Annotated in this window: 14 protein-coding genes and 1 tRNA gene; 12 read left to right on the top strand and 3 right to left on the bottom strand. The window is 40.6% G+C overall.

Annotated elements, in window-relative coordinates; genetic code table 11:
- Positions 1-15 precede the first annotated feature (15 nt).
- From O3601_RS07470 to ftsY, 10 genes are all read left to right on the top strand, one after another.
- Positions 16-795, top strand: coding sequence for an L-threonylcarbamoyladenylate synthase (locus O3601_RS07470; protein WP_000160498.1), 780 nt, complete (start codon positions 16-18; stop codon positions 793-795).
- A 163-nt stretch (positions 796-958) separates the two neighbouring features.
- Entirely contained in the window at positions 959-2,587 is a 1,629-nt protein-coding gene (locus tag O3601_RS07475) for an McrB family protein (RefSeq protein WP_371472172.1), read from the top strand.
- Complete coding sequence (locus O3601_RS07480) at positions 2,574-3,890, top strand: McrC family protein (RefSeq protein WP_371472277.1); 1,317 nt, start codon at positions 2,574-2,576, stop codon at positions 3,888-3,890. Before O3601_RS07475 ends, O3601_RS07480 begins: the two co-directional genes overlap by 14 nt.
- Positions 3,891-4,062: 172 nt before the next feature.
- Positions 4,063-5,049, top strand: coding sequence for a GMP reductase (locus O3601_RS07485; RefSeq protein ID WP_371472173.1), 987 nt, complete (start codon positions 4,063-4,065; stop codon positions 5,047-5,049).
- A 66-nt stretch (positions 5,050-5,115) separates the two neighbouring features.
- A tRNA-Arg gene (locus O3601_RS07490) sits at positions 5,116-5,187 on the top strand.
- 277 nt (positions 5,188-5,464) lie between these two features.
- Positions 5,465-6,163, top strand: coding sequence for a ribonuclease III (rnc, locus tag O3601_RS07495; protein WP_265528594.1), 699 nt, complete (start codon positions 5,465-5,467; stop codon positions 6,161-6,163).
- Entirely contained in the window at positions 6,154-9,693 is a 3,540-nt protein-coding gene (gene smc / locus O3601_RS07500) for a chromosome segregation protein SMC (protein ID WP_265528596.1), read from the top strand. The genes rnc and smc overlap by 10 nt, the downstream gene beginning before the upstream one ends.
- The gene (locus tag O3601_RS07505) at positions 9,690-10,484 is read left to right on the top strand and encodes an HAD family hydrolase (RefSeq protein WP_261052760.1); all 795 of its coding nucleotides are present in this window, start codon (positions 9,690-9,692) and stop codon (positions 10,482-10,484) included. Before smc ends, O3601_RS07505 begins: the two co-directional genes overlap by 4 nt.
- Complete coding sequence (locus tag O3601_RS07510; protein ID WP_265528599.1) at positions 10,484-11,302, top strand: Cof-type HAD-IIB family hydrolase; 819 nt, start codon at positions 10,484-10,486, stop codon at positions 11,300-11,302. Before O3601_RS07505 ends, O3601_RS07510 begins: the two co-directional genes overlap by 1 nt.
- Positions 11,303-11,305: 3 nt before the next feature.
- Positions 11,306-12,568, top strand: a complete 1,263-nt coding sequence (gene ftsY / locus O3601_RS07515; RefSeq protein WP_371472177.1) for a signal recognition particle-docking protein FtsY — start codon at positions 11,306-11,308, stop codon at positions 12,566-12,568.
- Positions 12,569-12,612: 44 nt separating this feature from the next.
- On the opposite strand, the gene zwf is transcribed toward ftsY, so the two are convergent.
- The 3 genes from zwf to O3601_RS07530 form a co-directional block, all read right to left on the bottom strand.
- Complete coding sequence (zwf, locus tag O3601_RS07520; RefSeq protein WP_371472179.1) at positions 12,613-14,100, bottom strand: glucose-6-phosphate dehydrogenase; 1,488 nt, start codon at positions 14,098-14,100, stop codon at positions 12,613-12,615.
- 150 nt (positions 14,101-14,250) lie between these two features.
- Positions 14,251-14,991 (bottom strand): amino acid ABC transporter ATP-binding protein, encoded by a 741-nt coding sequence (locus O3601_RS07525; protein ID WP_261052508.1) that lies wholly within the window; start codon positions 14,989-14,991, stop codon positions 14,251-14,253.
- The gene (locus O3601_RS07530; RefSeq protein ID WP_293964756.1) at positions 14,991-17,156 is read right to left on the bottom strand and encodes an ABC transporter substrate-binding protein/permease; all 2,166 of its coding nucleotides are present in this window, start codon (positions 17,154-17,156) and stop codon (positions 14,991-14,993) included. Before O3601_RS07530 ends, O3601_RS07525 begins: the two co-directional genes overlap by 1 nt.
- Before the next feature lie 178 nt (positions 17,157-17,334).
- Here O3601_RS07530 and O3601_RS07535 point away from each other — a divergent pair, with 178 nt between their 5' ends.
- Together O3601_RS07535 and uvrB are read left to right on the top strand one after the other, a co-directional pair.
- On the top strand, positions 17,335-18,288 hold the full coding sequence (locus O3601_RS07535) for a CPBP family intramembrane glutamic endopeptidase (protein WP_371472182.1): 954 nt from the start codon (positions 17,335-17,337) through the stop codon (positions 18,286-18,288).
- A 76-nt stretch (positions 18,289-18,364) separates the two neighbouring features.
- Positions 18,365-20,353 (top strand): excinuclease ABC subunit UvrB, encoded by a 1,989-nt coding sequence (gene uvrB / locus O3601_RS07540; protein WP_371472184.1) that lies wholly within the window; start codon positions 18,365-18,367, stop codon positions 20,351-20,353.
- Positions 20,354-20,363: the final 10 nt, after the last annotated feature.

The raw sequence follows: 20,363 nt of genomic DNA on the forward strand, positions 1-20,363 counted from the left end.
AAAGGAAATAGAACTATGACAAAACACATTCAATGGAACGGAACACTTTCACAAGAAGGCTATGACATTTTAAAAGGTGAGGGCGGATGTATCGTTTGCCCTACTAAAGTTGGTTACATCATCATGACTAGCGATAAGGCAGGACTTGAGCGTAAGTTCGCAGCTAAAGAACGTAATCGTAACAAACCAGGTGTTGTTCTCTGTGGTAGCATGGATGAGCTTCGCGCCTTAGCACAACTCAATCCAGAAATTGAAGCCTTCTACCAAAAACATTGGGACGAAGACATTCTTCTTGGTTGTATCCTTCCATGGAAACCAGAAGCCTTTGAAAAACTCAAAGCGTATGGGGATGGCCGTGAAGAGCTGATGACTGACGTGCGTGGTACTAGCTGTTTTGTTATCAAGTTTGGGAAAGCTGGTGAACAATTGGCTGCCAAACTTTGGGAAGAAGGAAAGATGGTCTACGCCTCATCTGCAAATCCATCTGGAAAAGGAAACCGTGGTAAGGTAGAAGGTATCGGAGAACGCATCGAAGGAGCTGTTGACCTTGTTATCGAGGCAGACGACTATGTGGCATCCATCCAACCAGACAAAACGATTGAAACTCGCTACGAGCAGGGTGTGATGGTCTCTATGGTTGATAAAGACGGCAAACTCATCCCAGAACAAGGAGGAGCACGTTCAACTTCACCAGCTCCAGTTGTAATCCGCAAAGGGCTTGACATTGATAAAATCATGATGCATCTCTCAGATACCTTTAACTCATGGGACTACCGCCAGGGTGAGTATTATTAAGATAAAAAAGAAGTCTAGTAGTATGAGGAAATAAAGTCTCTACACTAGGCTTTTTCTTTAGAAATTCTTTTCTTTTTCTATAGAATATGGTATTCTATTTATAAAATATATGTTAATAAGTAATGCTAATATTTAAACATCATTAGCAAAAGGGGTTAGATTGATGAATAAAAGAAAAGTTAGTTTAGAAGATTTTTATAAATGGTATAGTCTAAATAAAGAAGAGTTATTAAATAAGGCAACTGCTGGTGAAAAGTTTAATGATAAATTAAAAGAAGAGTTTCTCCAGGAATGGCCTTTGAATAGGATTTTAACAATGTCAATCGATGAATATGTAATAGGAAAGGGACAGCAAAATAAGTCTTTATGCTACGCTCTTGAGAAGGGAAAATACAAAAATCTATTTCTTGGAATTTCTGGTGGCTCAGCTTCAAAATTCGGGATTTATTGGAATGAAAAAACAAAGAGTTATAAAGATCAAGGTAATAAAGTCATTCCGCTTTCAGAGTTGGATCAGCGATTTTCAAAATTAAAATCAGATTTGCATGAAATTATCAAAGAAGGTATTCGTTTTAACTTTGAAAATCCTATTTTTGATATGAAAAGATCAACAAATGAATTTATTGGTCGTTCTGCTATGGTGACAAAATTACTTTGTATATATTCTGAGGGAAATCCTTTCTTTGGTGTAAATATTAATAGTCAGAAAGAATTTTGGAGCCACTTTGTTTCTCAGACAAATCAAGGTGGACCTTATCTGCAAAATCATAAAATAATTGAACTGGTGTCCAAAACTTATCCTGAGTTGGAGCCATCGAAATTAGGAACTATGCTTTTTGAGTATTCTAAGCTTTTTATGGAAAATAGTACAATGGATTCATCAAACAATTTTCGTCATCAATTAACTCAATCTCTATTAAAGTCTCCAAATCTTATCCTACACGGTGCGCCAGGTACGGGAAAAACTTACCTTGCTAAAGAAATTGCTGTGGAGTTAACAAATGGTAATAAAGATCAAATCGGCTTTGTACAGTTTCACCCTTCCTATGATTATACGGATTTTGTAGAGGGGTTGAGACCGGTATCAAATGGGGATGGAGCTATTGAGTTTAAGCTCCAAGATGGCATTTTTAAGAAGTTTTGTCAGAAAGCTAGAGACGCTAAGAAAACCGGAGGTCAAGATAATTTTGTCTTCATCATCGATGAAATCAACCGTGGGGAGATTTCTAAGATTTTTGGTGAACTCTTTTTCTCTATTGACCCTGGCTATCGTGGTGAAAAGGGAAGTGTTTCTACCCAATATGCAAATCTACACGAAACTGATGAAAAGTTTTATATCCCCGAAAATGTTTACATAATTGGAACAATGAATGATATTGACCGTTCGGTAGATACCTTTGATTTTGCTATGCGTCGTCGCTTCCGTTTTGTTGAAGTTACTGCCGAGAGTCAAGTTGGTATGCTAGACGATGTTCTCGGTGATGAAGCAAAAGAAGCGAAAAAACGTTTAAGAAACTTAAATGCTGCTATCGAGAACGTTCAGGAGCTAAACAGTCATTATCATATCGGACCAAGTTATTTCCTGAGGTTAAAAGAAGTAAAATTTAATTATGAATTACTCTGGTCTGATTATCTCCAACCGCTTTTGGAAGATTATGTACGTGGTTCTTATGATGAAGCTGAAACTCTAGAAACATTGAAAAAAGCATTCGATCTGACAAAGAATGAGCAAAAAGATCAGGCGGTAGCTGATAACAATGAAGGCGATGAAAACGATAATGCGGATCACTGATAATCAACACAAGATTGTTAAAGAAGAATTTGTTGAAGAATATCCTAAACTAAGCAATCTTCTTTTAGATAGAACCTTGGAAAGTCTATCCCAAAATGAACGTATTTTCATTTTTCCAAATGATTTGAAGAATTCTCCTGACTTAGAGAAGGACCAAAAAATCTTTGAAACAGTTAATCAGAAAATCAAGACTGGAAATGTGATTGGTTTTCTGGGGTGTGGTCAGGAAAGATTAACGATTTCCTCTCGCTTTTCTGATGAGAATAATGACAATTTTTTGCATTATCTCTTACACAAGGTTCTTCATATCAATCTCACTAGTTTAGATGTTGCTTTGTCTCGTGAAGAGAGGCTTTATCAACTTTTGATGTATCTCTTCCCCAAGTATCTTCAAGCTGCTATTCGAAAAGGTCTTTATAAGGAATACCAGAGATTTTCTCATAATGACAGTCATGTTAAGGGAGTGATTGATGTAAGAAATCATCTCAAGAAAAATCTTCTTTTCACGGGAAATATTGCCTACACAACGAGAGAGTTCACCTATGATAATCCCCTCATGCAGTTGGTCCGTCACACTATTGAATACATTAAGAACCAGAAAAGCATTGGGCAAGGGGTTCTTGATAATCTCTTGACTAGTCGTGAAAATGTAGCAGAAATCGTGCGTGTAACGCCCTCTTATAAACTAGCTGATCGTGCTAAGATTATTCGGGGAAATCAATCTAAACCTATACGTCATGCATACTTTCACGAGTACAGAAAGTTACAAGAACTTTGTCTGATGATCCTAAACCAAGAAAAGCACGGCTTAGGGTATCAAGATCAAAAAATTCATGGTATTCTTTTTGATGTTGCCTGGCTTTGGGAAGAGTATGTTCATACCTTGTTGCCAAAAGATTTCATCCATCCACGTAATAAAGAAAAACTAGGTGGTATTTCGGTATTTTCTGTTGGGAAACGGAAAGTATATCCAGATTTTTATCATCAAGAGTTAAAAATCGTTTTAGATGCTAAATATAAAAAACTAGAGTTCACTGAAAAAGGGATCAATCGTGAGGACTTATTCCAGCTGATTTCTTATTCTTATATTTTAGAAGCTGAGAAAGCTGGTCTTGTTTTTCCGAGCGAGGACAAGGTTGTTGATAATGAGATAGGGAAGCTAGCAGGTTATGGAGCTTTGTTGAAGAAATGGTCCATCCAAATTTCTCGGGAGTCTTCATCCTATAGTGAATTTTGTGAAATGATGGAAAACTCCGAAGAAACTTTTAAAAGGAATATTACTAAAGAAGTGGGGAGAAAATAATCTCTCCTTTCTTTTGTTATTTACACTAGTAAAAACCGAACGATACGTTTTAATTTATAAAATTATTTGACAAAAACTGTACTTTGATTTATAATTAATTAAGGAAACGTCGGAAAAGGCGTAGTGATGCGAGAGCATAGGTAGGTCATTACAAAAGAAACGAGACATCGATATGTTAAATGAATTTCCAATTTTTGATTATGAAGATATTCAATTGATTCCAAATAAATGTGTGATTAAAAGCCGTGCAGAAGCGGATACAAGTGTCACTCTAGGAAATCACACCTTTAAACTACCTGTTGTGCCAGCTAATATGCAGACAATTTTGGATGAAAATGTAGCAGAGCAACTGGCTAAAGGTGGTTACTTCTACATTATGCATCGTTTTGATGAGGCAGGACGCATTCCTTTTATTAAACGCATGCACGAGCAAGGGCTCATTGCTTCTATCTCTGTCGGTGTTAAGGATTATGAGTATGATTTTGTCAGCCAGCTCAAGGCTGATGCTCCTGAGTACATTACGATTGACATTGCACATGGTCATGCAGATAGTGTGATTTCTATGATTCAACACATCAAGAAAGAATTGCCAGATACCTTTGTCATTGCTGGAAATGTGGGAACACCAGAAGCTGTGCGTGAATTGGAGAATGCTGGTGCGGATGCTACTAAGGTTGGAATCGGTCCTGGTAAGGTTTGTATCACCAAGGTCAAGACTGGTTTTGGTACAGGTGGTTGGCAGTTGGCTGCTCTCCGTTGGTGTGCCAAGGCTGCACGTAAACCAATCATTGCAGATGGAGGAATTCGTACTCACGGCGATATTGCCAAGTCTATCCGTTTCGGTGCCAGCATGGTCATGATTGGCTCCCTCTTTGCAGGACACATCGAAAGTCCAGGGAACACGATTGAAGTCGATGGCGAACAGTTCAAAGAATATTACGGTTCAGCCTCACAATATCAAAAAGGTGCTTACAAAAATGTGGAAGGCAAACGTATCTTGCTTCCTGCCAAAGGTCATCTGCAAGACACTTTAACTGAGATGGAACAAGACCTTCAAAGTGCTGTTTCCTATGCAGGTGGACGTCAGGTTGCTGACCTTAAACATGTTGATTATGTGATCGTGAAAAACTCCATCTGGAATGGGGATGCTTCCCACTAAGACGGCCTATCTCACTAGAAAAAAACTTGTTATTAGAGCAAATTTCTGTTATAATAAAACAAGTTTCCACCCTTAGTGTAATGGATATCACGTAAGATTCCGGTTCTTGAGATGGGGGTTCGATTCCCTCAGGGTGGATGTAAAGATCCTAAGAAAGCCTTTAGTAGGGCTTTTTTCTTTACACAGCCCTAAATTGGCCCTTAAAACTGAATGAAAATCAAAGAGTAAACTAGGAAGCTAGCCGTAGACTGTACTTGAGTACGGCAATGCGAAGCTGATGTGGTTTGAAGAAGTATAAAACTGAAAATCATATTCTATAGAATGACCAAATCCCCTCCATTCCCGTTTTAAAGTGACTCAAGGGGCTTTTTTTGATATAATAAAAAGGACTGTTATCAGTTAGAAAGAGGTTGGTATGAAAGAATTACAAACTGTACTAAAGAACCATTTTGCAATTGAATTTGCAGACAAAAATTTATTGGAAACTGCCTTTACTCATACGAGTTATGCCAATGAGCACCGCCTCTTAAAAATTTCACACAATGAGCGCTTGGAATTTTTAGGAGACGCTGTTCTACAGTTATTGATTTCAGAATATCTGTATAAAAAATATCCTAAAAAGCCTGAGGGTGATTTGTCCAAACTCCGTGCCATGATTGTTCGCGAGGAGAGTTTGGCTGGTTTTGCGCGTGATTGCCAGTTTGACCAGTTTATTAAGCTTGGTAAGGGGGAAGAAAAATCGGGTGGTCGCAACCGTGACACCATACTTGGTGATGCCTTTGAAGCCTTTCTTGGTGCCCTACTTTTAGACAAGGATGTGGCCAAGGTCAAGGAATTTATCTATCAAGTCATGATTCCTAAGGTTGAAGCAGGCGAGTTTGAGATGATTACAGACTACAAAACCCATCTCCAAGAGTTACTTCAGGTCAATGGGGATGTGGCTATTTGTTATCAGGTCATTTCTGAAACAGGGCCTGCCCACGATAAGGTCTTTGATGTAGAAGTTCTGGTTGAAGGTAAGAGTATCGGTCAAGGACAAGGTCGTTCTAAGAAATTAGCAGAGCAGGAAGCTGCCAAAAATGCCGTTGAGAAAGGGCTGGATTCATGTATTTAAAGGAAATCGAAATTCAAGGATTCAAGTCTTTTGCTGATAAAACCAAGGTCGTCTTTGACCAAGGTGTGACGGCCGTCGTTGGACCCAATGGATCTGGAAAGTCGAATATTACAGAAAGTCTGCGTTGGGCCTTGGGGGAGTCAAGTGTTAAGAGTCTCCGTGGTGGTAAGATGCCGGATGTCATCTTTGCTGGAACTGAAAGTCGTAAACCGCTCAATTATGCTTCTGTAGTTGTGACTTTGGATAATAATGACGGATTTATCAAGGATGCAGGCCAAGAAATCAGGGTAGAACGCCATATCTATCGTAGTGGAGATAGCGAATACAAGATTGACGGCAAGAAAGTTCGTCTGCGTGATATTCATGATCTTTTCTTGGATACAGGTTTGGGACGAGATTCCTTCTCTATCATTTCCCAAGGGAAGGTTGAGGAGATTTTCAACTCCAAGCCTGAGGAACGGAGAGCTATTTTTGAAGAAGCTGCTGGAGTTTTGAAATACAAGACTCGTCGAAAAGAAACTGAGAGTAAACTGCAGCAAACTCAGGACAATTTAGACCGTCTTGAAGACATTATCTACGAGTTGGATAATCAAATCAAGCCTCTTGAGAAGCAAGCTGAGAATGCCCGCAAATTTCTAGACTTGGAAGTCCAACGTAAGGCTATTTACTTAGATGTCCTTGTTGCTCAAATCAAGGAAAATAAGGCTGAACTAGAGTCGACAGAAGAAGAGTTGGCACAGGTTCAGGAACTCTTGACGAGCTATTACCAAAAGCGTGAAAAATTAGAAGAGGAAAATCAGAATCTCAAGAAGCAACGCCAAGATTTACAGGCTGAAATGGCCAAAGACCAAGGCAGTTTGATGGATCTGACCAGTCTAATTAGTGATTTAGAGAGAAAATTAGCCTTATCGAAACTGGAATCTGAGCAAGTAGCCCTGAATCAACAGGAAGCACAAGCCCGTTTGGCCTCTTTGGAGGATAAGAGAAATTCACTCAGCAAAGAAAAATCTGATAAGGAAAGCTCTTTAGCACTTTTAGAGGAAAATCTAGTCCAAAATAATCAAAAACTCAATCGTTTAGAAGCTGAATTGCTAGCTTTTTCAGATGATCCTGATCAGATGATTGAGCTCTTACGTGAACGCTTTGTGGCCCTTTTACAAGAAGAAGCGGATGTCTCAAACCAACTGACCCGCATCGAGAATGAGTTGGAAAATAGTCGTCAGCTTTCTCAAAAACAAGCAGATCAACTAGAAAAGCTAAAAGAACAATTGGCTACAGCTAAAGAGAAGGCTAGTAAGCAAAATGCTGAGCTTGAAACTGCTAAGGAGCAAGTTCAGAAATTATTGGCCGACTATCAAGCTATTGCCAAGGAGCAAGAGGAGCAGAAAGCTTCCTATCAAGCTCAACAAAGTCAACTCTTTGACCGTCTGGACAGTCTTAAAAACAAGCAGGCTAGAGCCCAAAGTTTGGAAAACATCCTAAGAAATCATAGCAACTTTTATGCAGGTGTCAAGAGTGTCCTCCAAGAAAAAGATCGCCTTGGTGGAATTATTGGCGCAGTTAGTGAGCATCTGACTTTTGATGTTCATTATCAAACTGCCTTAGAGATTGCGCTTGGAGCAAGCAGTCAGCACATCATCGTAGAAGATGAGAACGCGGCGACTAAGGCTATAGACTTCCTCAAACGAAACAGATCTGGTCGTGCAACCTTCCTTCCGTTGACGACTATCAAGGCCCGTACAATTTCTAGTCAGAACCAAGATGCTATCGCTGCAAGTCCAGGATTTCTGGGCATGGCAGATGAGTTAGTTACTTTCGATACTAGACTGGAAGCCATTTTCAAGAACTTGCTAGCTACGACGGCTATCTTTGATACCGTAGAACATGCGCGTGCAGCTGCTCGCCAGGTTCGTTATCAGATTCGCATTGTGACATTGGATGGGACAGAGCTTCGTACAGGTGGTTCCTATGCAGGTGGAGCCAATCGCCAGAACAACAGTATTTTTATCAAGCCAGAACTGGAGCAATTACAAAAAGAAATTGCTGAAGAAGAAGCAAACTTGCGTTCTGAAGAAGCGAGTTTGAAGGTATTGCAAGATGAGATGGCTAGATTGACTGAATCATTAGAAGCCATCAAATCTCAGGGTGAGCAGGCTCGTATTCAGGAGCAGGGCTTATCGCTTGCTTATCAGCAGACCAGTAAGCAAGTTGAAGAACTGGAAACTCTTTGGAAACTCCAAGAAGAGGAATTAAATCGTCTTTCTGAGGGAGATTGGCAAGCAGATAAGGAAAAATGCCAAGAGCGTCTTGCTACTATTGCCAGTGACAAGCAAAATCTGGAAGTTGAGATTGAAGAGATTAAGTCTAACAAAAACGCCATCCAAGAACGCTATCAAAACTTGCAGGAAGAGCTAGCGCAAGCACGCTTGCTTAAGACAGAACTGCAAGGGCAAAAACGTTATGAAGTGGCTAATATTGAGCGTTTAGGCAAGGAATTGGACAATTTAGATATCGAACAAGAGGAAATCCAGCGTCTTCTCCAAGAAAAGGTTGATAATCTGGAGAAGGTTGATACAGATCAGCTCAATCAACAGGTGGAAGAAGCCAAAATGCAGAAAACAAATCTCCAACAAGGTTTGATTCGCAAGCAGTTTGAATTGGATGATATTGAAGGTCAACTGGATGATATTGCTAGTCATTTGGATCAGGCTCGCCAACAGAATGAAGAGTGGATTCGCAAGCAAACACGTGCTGAAGCAAAGAAAGAAAAGGTTAGCGAGCGCTTGCGCCATTTACAAAGTCAATTAACAGACCAGTATCAGATTAGCTATACTGAAGCTCTAGAAAAGGCGCATGAGTTGGAAAATCTCAATCTGGCAGAGCAAGAGGTGAAGGATTTAGAGAAGGCTATTCGATCACTGGGACCTGTCAACTTAGAAGCTATTGACCAGTATGAAGAGGTTCACAACCGTTTGGATTTCTTGAATAGTCAACGTGATGACATTTTGTCAGCGAAAAACTTGCTCCTTGAGACCATTACAGAGATGAATGATGAGGTCAAGGAACGCTTTAAATCAACCTTTGAAGCTATTCGTGAGTCCTTTAAAGTGACCTTCAAACAGATGTTTGGCGGAGGTCAGGCAGACTTGATATTGACTGAGGGCGACCTTTTAACAGCTGGTGTGGAGATTTCTGTTCAACCTCCAGGTAAGAAAATCCAGTCGCTTAACCTCATGAGTGGTGGTGAAAAAGCTCTATCGGCTCTTGCCTTGCTCTTCTCTATTATTCGTGTTAAGACCATTCCATTTGTTATCTTGGATGAGGTAGAGGCTGCGCTGGATGAAGCTAATGTTAAACGTTTTGGGGATTATCTCAATCGATTTGACAAGGACAGCCAGTTTATCGTCGTAACCCACCGTAAGGGAACCATGGCAGCGGCTGATTCTATCTATGGAGTGACTATGCAAGAATCAGGTGTCTCAAAAATTGTTTCGGTGAAGTTAAAAGATTTAGAAAGTATTGAAAGATGACAATTAAACTAGTAGCAACGGATATGGACGGAACCTTCCTAGATGGGAATGGGCGCTTTGATATGGACCGCCTCAAGTCTCTCTTGGCTTCCTACAAGGAAAAAGGGATTTACTTTGCGGTGGCTTCAGGACGCGGATTTCTGTCTCTAGAAAAATTATTTGCTGATGTTCGTGATGACATTATTTTCATCGCGGAAAATGGCAGTTTGGTAGAGTATCAAGGTCAGGACTTGTATGAAGCGACTATGTCTCGTGATTTTTATCTGGCAACTTTTGAAAAGCTGAAAACTTCACCTTATGTAGATATCAATAAACTGCTCTTGACGGGGAAAAAAGGCTCTTATGTGCTAGATACGGTTGATGAGATCTATTTAAAAGTGAGTCAGCACTATAATGAAAATATCCAAAAAGTAGCGAGTTTGGAAGATATCACAGATGATATTTTCAAATTTACAACCAACTTCACAGAAGAAACGCTAGAAGCTGGAGAAGCTTGGGTCAATGAACATGTTCCTGGTGTTAAGGCCATGACAACTGGCTTTGAATCTATTGATATTGTTCTGGACTATGTCGATAAGGGAGTGGCTATTGTTGAATTGGCTAAAAAACTTGGTATCACAATGGATCAGGTTATGGCTTTTGGAGACAATCTAAATGATTTGCATATGATGCAGGTTGTGGGACATCCTGTAGCTCCTGAAAATGCACGACCAGAAATTTTAGAATTAGCAGAGACTGTGATTGGTCACCATAAGGACCAGTCGGTTATAGCTTATATGGAGGGCTTATAATGGCAGATATAAAATTGATTGCATTGGACTTGGACGGCACCTTGCTGACTACTGATAAAAGGCTGACGGATCGTACCAAGGCAACCTTGAAAGCTGCGCGTGATCGTGGTATCAAGGTCGTATTGACAACTGGTCGTCCCTTAAAAGCCATGGATTTCTTTCTCCATGAGTTAGGGACTGACGGCCACGAAGATGAGTATACGATTACCTTTAATGGTGGATTAGTTCAGAAAAATACAGGTGAAATCCTTGATAAAACAGTCTTTTCATATGATGATGTGGCACGTTTGTATGAAGAAACAGAGAAATTATTACTGCCTCTTGATGCTATCTCAGAAGGAACTGTTTATCAAATCCAATCGGACCAAGAAAGTCTGTATGCCAAATTCAATCCAGCTTTGACCTTTGTTCCAGTTGACTTTGAAGACTTGTCTAGTCAAATGACCTACAATAAATGCGTGACTGCCTTTGCTCAAGAACCCTTGGATGCAGCCATTCAGAAGATATCTCCAGAATTGTTTGACCAATATGAAATCTTTAAATCACGTGAAATGTTGCTAGAGTGGTCACCAAAGAATGTTCATAAAGCAACAGGTTTGGCAAAACTAATCAGCCATCTTGGAATCGACCAAAGCCAAGTCATGGCCTGTGGAGATGAGGCCAATGATTTGGCTATGATTGAGTGGGCAGGACTCGGTGTTGCCATGCAAAACGCTGTTCCTGAAGTCAAGGCAGTCGCAAATGTAGTGACGCCAATGACCAATGATGAAGAAGCTGTTGCCTGGGCTATCGAAGAATACGTGCTAAAGGAGAACTAAGATATGGGATTATTTGACCGTTTATTCGGAAAAAAAGAAGAACCTAAAATCGAAGAAGTTGTAAAAGAAGCTCTAGAAAATCTTGATTTGTCTGAAGATACTGAGCCTGCCCTTACAGAAGCTGAGGAAGTTTCTCAAGAAGAAGCAGAGGTTGAAGTTGTTGAAGACGTTGCGCTCCAAGAAGAGGAAATCCAAGTCAAAGTTGAAGAAAATCTGGATTTAGAGCCAGCTGCAGAGGTTTCTCAAGAAGAAGTCCTAGAGGAAGAGAAAACTGAGCTCCTAGAAACTGTAGAAGAAAATAATTCTGAAGTTCTTGAAGCAGAAACGCCTCAAGTAGAAGAGACTGTTCAGGAAAAATATGACCGCAGTCTCAAGAAAACTCGTACAGGATTTGGTGCTCGCTTGAACGCCTTCTTTGCTAACTTCCGCTCTGTTGACGAAGAATTTTTCGAGGAACTGGAAGAATTGCTGATCATGAGTGACGTTGGTGTACAAGTCGCTTCTAACTTAACAGAGGAGCTACGCTACGAAGCCAAGCTTGAAAATGCCAAGAAACCTGATGTACTTCGCCGTGTCATCATTGAGAAATTGGTTGAGCTTTATGAAAAGGATGGCAACTACGATGAAAGTATCCACTTCCAAGATGGCTTGACAGTCATGCTCTTTGTTGGTGTGAATGGTGTTGGGAAAACAACTTCTATCGGGAAACTAGCTCACCGCTATAAACAAGCTGGTAAGAAGGTCATGTTGGTTGCGGCAGATACCTTCCGTGCAGGGGCAGTAGCCCAGCTTGCTGAATGGGGCCGTCGTGTGGACGTTCCAGTTGTGACTGGACCTGAAAAAGCTGATCCAGCCAGTGTAGTCTTTGATGGCATGGAACGTGCTGTAGCTGAAGGTATCGATATTCTCATGATTGATACTGCTGGTCGTTTGCAAAACAAGGACAACCTCATGGCTGAGTTGGAGAAGATTGGTCGTATCATTAAACGTGTTGTGCCAGAGGCACCCCATGAAACCTTCTTGGCTCTGGATGCATCAACGGGTCAAAATGCCCTGGTACAGGCCAAAGAATTTTCAAAAATCACGCCATTAACTGGAATTGTCTTGACTAAGATTGATGGAACTGCTCGAGGTGGTGTTGTTCTAGCCATCCGTGAAGAACTCAATATTCCTGTAAAATTGATTGGATTTGGTGAAAAAATCGATGATATTGGCGAGTTTAACTCAGAAAACTTTATGAAGGGTCTCTTGGAAGGCTTAATCTAATCAGAAGCAAAATTCCTGCAAGGTACAAACTTGCAGGAATTTTTTTATTCTAAACGACCATCTTGACGATAGGCGATATCTGGTTGCCAAGTCCATTTGGCATCGAATTTTTCAAGTAAGTCAAAGCTGGCTTGAGGTCCCATGCTTCCAGCTTTATAATCATGAAGTGGGGCACCATTTTCAGCCCAGAGCTCTTCGATACGGTCAATCAATTTCCATGACGCACCAACTTCATCCCAGTGGCTAAAGTTAGTTGAGTTGTTATTTAAGACATCATAAATCAATTTCTCGTATGGTTCTGGAGAAGCACCAGTTGCGGTCGCATCTGTACGGTAATCAAGTGAGTTAGGAGCCAAGTTAAATTCTTCTCCTACTTGCTTCCCATTTAGACTGAGAGAGAAGCCTTCTGTGGGTTGGATATAGATGGTCAAAATGTTTGGAGCAAGTGGTTCTCCAAAGATAGAGTCCATTTGTTTAAAGACGATGTTGACATGAGTTCCTTTTTCAGTCAGACGTTTACCAGTACGGAAGAAGAAAGGAACACCACGGAATCGATCACTGTCTACAAAGAAGGCACCAGATGCAAAAGTTTCTGTTGTAGATTCTGGATTTACATTTGGCTCACTACGATAAGAGATGTATTTCATCCCATCAATCTTACCAGAGCGGTATTGGCCACGGATAAAGTGTTCTTTAAGCTCTTCATCAGTTGGATGATAGAGGTTTTTAAATACCTTAATCTTCTCAGCACGAATCTCATCTTTTGTGAAGGTTGCTGGCTTGTCCATGGCAAGGAGTGAAAGAAGTTGGAGTGTATGGTTCTGTACCATGTCGCGGAGGGCACCAGATTGGTCATAGTATCCCCCACGCTCTTCTACACCCAAGCGCTCTGCAAAGGTAATTTGAACATTATCGATAAAGTCCTTGTTCCAAACGTTTTCAAAAATCAAGTTTGCAAAGCGAACTGCAAAGATGCTTTGAATCATTTCCTTACCAAGATAATGGTCAATACGGAAAATTTGTTCTTCGTCAAATGTTGCTAGGAGTTCGTCATTCAACTTGCTTGCAGTTGCGTAATCTGTACCAAATGGTTTTTCAACGATTAAACGTTCAAAACCTTTACCATCTACAATGTTTTCAGACTTGAGGTGCTTTGCAATGGTTCCAAAGAACTGAGGTGCCATCGACAAGAAGAAGAGTTTGTTGTGTTCAGCTTGGTACTTGTCATTTAGTTCAGCCTGTAATTGACGTAAAGCGATGTAGTGTTCCGTGTCATTGACATCATGACTTTGATAGTAGAAGTGGCTAGCGAACTCTTGAGCCTGTTCGGTACTATCTGCCAAATCAAGGATGGATTCGACTACAACAGATTCAAAATATTCCTTGCTCCAAGGACGACGGGCAGTTCCAATAACAGCAAAGTGCTCGGAAAGATTGCCGGATTTATATAGTCTAAAAAGGGAAGGGTAGAGCTTGCGTTTAGCCAGGTCTCCACTCGCACCGAAAATTGTAACAATAACCTTAGATGACATCTAGCTACCTAATTTCTATTTTTATTCCTAGTCTTGCTAGGTATGAGGAAACCTCATTTCATAAATTTAATTCTAACATAATTTTACGAAAAATCAAAAAATCCAATACGAGATAGAAAAAAACTGCAAGGAAATCCTTACAGTTTGAGTTTAGACGTTTAAGACCTTGTCCAAGAACTCTTTCAGACGTGGGTGTTGTGGGTTATCAAAGATTTGATCAGGTGTTCCGTCTTCAAGGAATTCACCATCTGCAGTAAAGATAACGCGGTTGGCAACCTGACGGGCAAATCCCATCTCATGGGTTACGATAATCATGGTCATGCCTTGCTCAGCTAATTCTTTCATAACGTTTAGTACGTCTCCAACCATCTCAGGGTCAAGGGCAGAAGTTGGTTCATCAAAGAGCATGATGTCTGGATTCATTGCTAGTCCACGAGCGATGGCTACACGTTGTTTTTGACCACCTGATAGGCTATCTGGGTTTGCATTAGCTTTATCTGCTAGCCCAACCTTCTCAAGCAACTCCATTCCCAATTGCTCAGCTTCTTCCTTAGTCATCAACTTGTGCTCAATAGGAGCAAAGGTAATGTTGTCCAATACAGACATGTGTGGGAAGAGGTTGAAGTGTTGGAAAACCATTCCGATATTTTCACGGACGTGGTCAACATTGGTTGTTTTTTCAGTTAAGTCATAACCGTTCACAGTGATGTGACCACTAGTGACTTCTTCTAGAAGATTGAGGCTACGGAGGAAGGTTGACTTACCAGAACCTGAAGGACCGATGATACAAACAACATCCCCTTCATAGAACTTAGTCGTAATTCCTTTTAAAACTTCATTTTTTCCGTAGTTTTTGTGTAAATCATTTACATCAATTTTTAATTTTGCCATTAACGAATCCTCTTTTCTAAGCGTTTCGCTAGTCTAGTCAAAAGTGTGATAATTACAAGATAGAAGATAGCAAGGATTGCATACATCTTGAAACTTTGGTAGTTACGGGCGATGATAATCTTACCAGTTTGGAAGAGTTCAACCAAACCGATAGCAGATACGATGGTTGTATCTTTAAGAGCGATAACGAATTGGTTAACAAAGTTTGGCAACATCAATTTAGTTGCTTGTGGCAAGATAATCTTACGCATGGTTTTTCCATAAGAGATACCCAAGCTTCGGCTGGCTTCCATTTGACCAACTGGAACGGCCTGAATACCACCACGAACGATTTCAGCGATATAAGCAGCCGCATTGAGTGAGAGGGCAATGGTACCGGCTACGAAGTCGTTAATTGGACTTTGTTGGCCTGTGATAGACTCGATGAAGTTTGGAATTCCCCAGAAGATGAAGGCTGCAAGAATCATCAAAGGAATACCACGGATAACGTCAACGAAAATCTCAGAAATCACACGAAGAGATTTGTAGGGGCTGACACTAAACATACCGAAGATAATCCCGATAACAATAGCAATAGCAAATGAGATAAGAGCTAGAGCAAGAGTGATACCAAGACCGCTAAGGAGTTGTTTGTAGTTGTTTTGAAGCAAGCCCCAGATAGTTGTCTCATCAACAGTGCTTGTTGAAGCAGTTGATGACTCACTAGCTAGGTATTTATCAAGAATCTTTTGGAATTCTCCGTTTGCTTTAAGGTTTGCCAGTCCGTTGTTGAACATTTCAATTAACTCTGGATTTGCTCCTTTTTTAACGGCAAAGGCTGTTTCACCGATTGGAGTTCCAGCGATTGGAGTTTTCAATTTTTGTCCTTGGCTGATAGAATATTTGAGAACAGGTTCATCATCCATAACGGCATCAATGGCACCAGTGTTTAAACTGTCATACATTGAAGAACCATCAGCAAATGTTTTGATTTTGTAACCGTATTTGTTTTGATTTTCTGTTAGGAATGTTTGAGAAGCAGTTCCGTTTTTAACACCAACTGTCTTCCCTTTCAAATCTTCATAAGAAGCAATATTGCTTGATTCTTTGACACCAAGGATAGTATTGGCAGTGTAGTATGATTCTGAGAAGTCAAAAGTTGCCTTACGAGCATCAGTGACAGACATACCAGCAATGATACCATCAGCTTGACCAGCTTGAACAGCACTGATAGCAGCATCAAAACCAGGGTTGGTGATTTCAATTTCAAAACCTTGGTCCTTAGCGATTGCCTTAATCAATTCCATATCAATACCAGTAAATTGGTTGCTTGAATTTTGGAAAACAAAAGGTGCAAAAGAAGAATCGCTGGCAATGATGTATTTAGCCTTAACAGGAATGGCTTTTAATCCTGCTAGAGTAGTTGTAGTTGGCACTGCTGAAGATGATGAAGCAGTCCATTTCTTGATGATTTTATCAAGACTACCATCTTTTTTCATTTCAGCCAAGGCTTGGTTAAATTCAGTGACTAGATGCTCGTATTTGCTACCTTTTTTAACACCGAAAGCAAAGCTACCTACAGCTTCACCATCCATTTCAATATGGAGGTCTTGCCCTTGGTTAATGGCATACTCGATAACAGGTTTATCATCCATCATAGCATCGATGGCACCAGCACTCAAGCTGTTGTTCATCAAATCACTAGTGTCAAATGTTTTAATAGTAAAGCCGTATTTATCTTTGATTGTTTCAAGAAAACGTTGAGCAGCAGTTCCGTTTTTAACACCAACGGTTTTGCCAGTTAATTGGTCGTACTTGCTAATCTTGTGTGCCTTTGTAGTAGCAATGACAACTTTTGTATCATAGTAAGTATCAGACATGGTGAAAACTTTTTCACGTTCTTTCGTCTTTGTCATCCCTGCCATGATAGCGTCAGCTTGACCAGCTTGAACCGCATTTACCGCTGCGTCAAATCCGGGATAAGACATCTGAATGTTCCATCCTTTAATCTCAGCGACTTTGTTAATAATGTCAACATCAATTCCTTTATAAGTTTGATCTGAATCTTTAAACTCAAAAGGTGCATAGGCGGTATCAGACACAATCTTAATCGTCTCTGCTTTCGCAATACCTAATGAGAAAATTGGGAATAAAATTAGCAAAAATGCTAGAAATTTTTTCTTCATTTTTAGTCTCCTTTTCCGAATATTTTCCCATTATATCAGAAAAAGTAAAAAAAGGCAAATTTTTATATTTCTGTGTCAGAAAATGTAACATTGTTTTTTCTTTTCTTTCTTTCTTTCTTGAATTGCTATTAAAAAGTGCTATAATAATAGTATATATAGAAGAAAAGAGGACAGGGATATGAAGAACAAAAGAATATTTAAAGACTTCCAAGCTTCAAAAATGAGTTTAAACATTTACACAAGCCCCTTGTTAGCCTTTGCTTTTGTCTTCATAGGAGAGTTTGTGGCTTATACTCTGTATGGTATTAGTTTATTAGCTCTCATCGGACTTGCTAGAAATTTTGGAGAGGCTGGTCAAAATCTTGCAACCTACTTGCAGACCTTGCATCAGAGCTTGACGGATAAAACAGGTGATTTTCGTTTAATTTTAGAATTACTGGCCTTTGGGTTCGTTCTCAACACTGTGTTCAGATGGACTAGAAAAGTTGAGAAAAGACCTATTCGAACCTTGGGATTTTATAGAGAGAATTTCCTAAGCAATCTTCTTAAAGGATTTGGCTTAGGCCTGGCACTTTTTCTTCTGACCTTGTTAGTGTTAGTAGCCTTGGGGCAATATCGTTTTGAGTCTATTCACTTAAATCCTTATTCGCTTGCCTTTGTTGTCTTTACTATCCCATTTTGGATTTTACAGGGGACAGCAGAAGAAGTGGTGGCCCGTGCTTGGCTCCTTCCCCAATTGGCCTCAAGAACTAATCTAAAACTTGCTGTTCTTATATCTAGCCTATTCTTTACCCTGCTTCATATGGGCAATTCTGGTCTAACACCACTATCTCTAGTAAATCTCTTTTTATTCGGAGTTGCCATGACTCTTTACCTTCTCAAAACTGATACTGTTTGGGGTGTTGCAGGTATTCATGGGGCTTGGAATTTTGCTCAGGGTAATCTCTTTGGGATTTTAGTTAGTGGTCAACCGTCAGGAACATCTCTGATGACCTTTTTGCCACAAGGTAATCAAGATTGGCTATCAGGAGGATCTTTTGGGATTGAAGGTTCTATCATGACAAGTCTGGTATTGCTACTGCTGATTGTCTATCTCGCTTACCAATTAAAGGAAGAAAATGAAAGGATGTGACTTCTGTCCGTCCTTTTCTTCGTGAAAATGCTGTAAGTATGCTAAAATAGGAATAGCACATGGAGAGAGGATTCTTATGATCAATCGTATTACAGATAATCAATTTAAACTAGTATCAAAATATCAGCCATCAGGAGATCAACCACAAGCTATCGAGCAGTTGGTTGATAATATCGAGGGTGGAGAAAAAGCTCAGATTCTGATGGGGGCGACTGGAACAGGGAAGACCTACACCATGAGTCAGGTTATTTCCAAAGTAAATAAACCAACTCTGGTCATCGCCCACAATAAGACGCTTGCTGGTCAGCTCTATGGAGAATTTAAGGAATTTTTCCCTGAAAATGCAGTTGAGTACTTCGTATCTTACTATGATTATTACCAACCAGAGGCCTATGTCCCTTCCAGCGATACCTATATTGAAAAGGATAGTTCTGTCAATGACGAGATTGACAAGCTCCGTCACTCAGCGACTTCAGCCCTTTTGGAGCGCAATGATGTTATTGTCGTAGCTTCAGTCTCTTGTATCTATGGTTTGGGTTCGCCCAAGGAATACGCTGATAGTGTCGTTAGTCTCCGTCCAGGTCTTGAAATTTCTCGTGATAAACTCTTGAATGACTTGGTTGATATCCAGTTTGAACGCAATGATATTGATTTCCAACGGGGAAGATTTCGTGTGCGTGGGGATGTGGTAGAGATTTTCCCAGCCTCTCGTGATGAACACGCCTTTCGAGTAGAGTTCTTCGGTGACGAAATTGACCGTATTCGTGAAGTTGAGGCTCTGACAGGTCAGGTGTTGGGAGAAGTGGATCATTTGGCTATTTTCCCAGCTACTCACTTTGTGACCAATGACGATCATATGGAGGATGCTATTGCCAAGATTCAAGCAGAATTAGAAGAGCAACTAGCTATCTTTGAGAAGGAAGGCAAACTGCTTGAAGCCCAGCGTTTGAAACAGCGGACAGAGTATGATATCGAAATGCTGCGCGAGATGGGCTATACAAATGGGGTTGAAAACTACTCACGTCACATGGATGGACGGAGCGAAGGAGAGCCTCCTTATACGCTTCTCGACTTCTTCCCAGATGATTTCTTGATTATGATTGACGAAAGTCACATGACCATGGGACAAATCAAGGGCATGTACAATGGAGACCGTTCTCGTAAGGAAATGTTAGTAAATTATGGTTTCCGTTTGCCCTCCGCCTTGGACAATCGTCCTCTTCGTCGTGAAGAGTTTGAAAGCCATGTGCATCAGATTGTTTACGTTTCAGCGACACCGGGTGACTATGAAAATGAACAGACTGAGACAGTAATTGAGCAAATCATTCGTCCGACAGGGCTTTTGGATCCTGAGGTGGAAGTCCGTCCGACTATGGGACAGATTGATGACCTCTTAGGTGAAATTAATGCCCGTGTTGAAAAGAACGAGCGAACCTTTATCACAACTTTGACCAAGAAAATGGCAGAAGATTTGACCGACTACTTCAAGGAAATGGGTATCAAGGTTAAGTACATGCACTCGGATATTAAGACCTTGGAACGGACGGAGATTATCCGTGACCTGCGCTTGGGTGTCTTTGATGTTTTGGTCGGAATCAACCTGCTCCGTGAAGGGATTGACGTTCCTGAAGTGAGCCTCGTAGCCATTCTTGATGCTGACAAGGAAGGTTTCCTTCGTAATGAACGTGGCCTTATCCAGACCATTGGTCGTGCTGCTCGTAACAGTGAAGGTCATGTCATCATGTATGCGGACACGGTTACCCAGTCTATGCAACGTGCTATCGATGAAACTGCCCGCCGTCGGAAAATCCAGATGGCCTATAATGAAGAACACGGTATTGTGCCTCAGACAATCAAGAAAGAAATCCGTGACCTGATTGCTGTGACCAAGGCAGTTGCTAAGGAAGAGGACAAGGAAGTCGATATCAATAGCCTTAACAAACAAGAACGCAAAGAACTTGTCAAGAAACTTGAAAAACAAATGCAAGAAGCCGTTGAAGTGCTTGACTTTGAACTAGCAGCTCAGATTCGGGATATGATGTTGGAAGTCAAGGCGTTGGATTAGAATATTATCT

Origin of the sequence: Streptococcus sp. 20925_1_69, assembly GCF_041432365.1 — a bacterium.
Classification (GTDB): domain Bacteria; phylum Bacillota; class Bacilli; order Lactobacillales; family Streptococcaceae; genus Streptococcus.